A 1,269-nucleotide genomic window follows, 5' to 3' on the forward strand; every position below is an offset into this window, starting at 1 on the left:
ACCTGGTATTCAGCGTTGCTGCCCTGACGGGTAACGTCACCGGCATAAAATACGGTGTCACCTTCTTTGAAGAGTGAAGCGCCCTCGCCTATTGCCACTACCTCTCCAACGGCATCCCATCCAAGTACTTTGATCTGGCCTGGTTCGGGCTCTGCCTGCTGGCGTACCTTGAAGTCAACGGGGTTCACGGCGATGGCTTTGACTCTGACCAACAGGTCCCGGCCTTTTGCGACGGGACGTTCCATCTCAACATTTTGCAGCGCATCAGGGTTTTCGATAGGAAGAGATTCCCGATATCCAACAGCTTTCATTATCTGTCTCCGTAATGATTTTCGAGTAGCGCGCAGTATGGTCGCCGTTTACACTCGGGTAAACGGGAAAATTTGTTAAACATATTCAAAGAATTTTTGAAAATGAGTCTTGATGATCTGATCGTGGTTTTGAGGGTCGCTGAATTCCGCAACATTACCGCTGCCGCCACCAGTCTTGATATGCGAGCTGCCACAGCCAGCGCCGCAGTAAAGCGCGTAGAACAGGAGCTGGGTGTAGAGTTATTCGTACGCTCCACGCGAAGGTTGCGGTTGTCTGCCGCCGGCGAGAAATACTTGCCTTACTGCAAGCAAGCGATTGACTTGTTGAGCCAGGCGCAACAGAACCTTCGATCTGAAGTTGACTCTGTAACAGGCGAAATCCGGCTTTCGGTTTCATCCGATCTTGGTCGTAACCGCGTTGTGCCCTGGATCGACGAATTGATGGCAACGCATCCAGGTTTGAACCTCAGAGTTCAGATTACTGACACCAACGTGGACTTTTACCGGGATTCGGTCGACATGGCGCTTCGCTACGGCGCGCCCAGTGACACCAACCTGTATGGCTTCAAAATTTGCGATGTGCCGCGCCTGCTTTGCGCATCTCCTGATTACCTGTCGCGTCATGGTCGCCCCATTCATCCTGATGACCTTGAGAACCACAACGGGCTGTTCTATCAGTTGCAGGACATCCCATTTGACCTCTGGACGTTCAAACGCGGAGACGAGGAATATCGAGTCAAAATGACGGGCGATCGCGCCTCAAACGATGGCGATCTGGTTCGCCGGTGGTGCGTTGCTGGCCGCGGTCTTGCGATAAAATCGTGTCTTGATATGTCGGATGATCTGCTTGCAGGCCGTGTCACCACCATCATGCCGGGCTATGCGCCGCCGGTATCCGAGCTGTGGCTGATTTGTCCTACCCGACAGTCAATAACGCCGGCAATGAGGTTGTTGAGGG

At 53.1% G+C, this 1,269-nt stretch carries 2 protein-coding genes; one reads left to right on the plus strand and one right to left on the minus strand.

Going from position 1 to position 1,269, the window contains the following annotated elements; translation table 11 throughout:
• The coding region (locus MLC70_RS18395; RefSeq protein ID WP_248185994.1) for an alcohol dehydrogenase catalytic domain-containing protein at positions 1 to 311 on the minus strand (311 nt) is incomplete at its 3' end.
• Positions 312 to 413: 102 nt separating this feature from the next.
• Here MLC70_RS18395 and MLC70_RS18400 point away from each other — a divergent pair.
• Positions 414 to 1,269 (plus strand): LysR family transcriptional regulator (locus tag MLC70_RS18400; RefSeq protein ID WP_248185997.1); only part of this gene is annotated, 856 nt, incomplete at its 3' end.

Source organism: Marinobacter goseongensis (assembly GCF_023156235.1).
Taxonomy (GTDB): Bacteria; Pseudomonadota; Gammaproteobacteria; order Pseudomonadales; family Oleiphilaceae; genus Marinobacter; species Marinobacter goseongensis.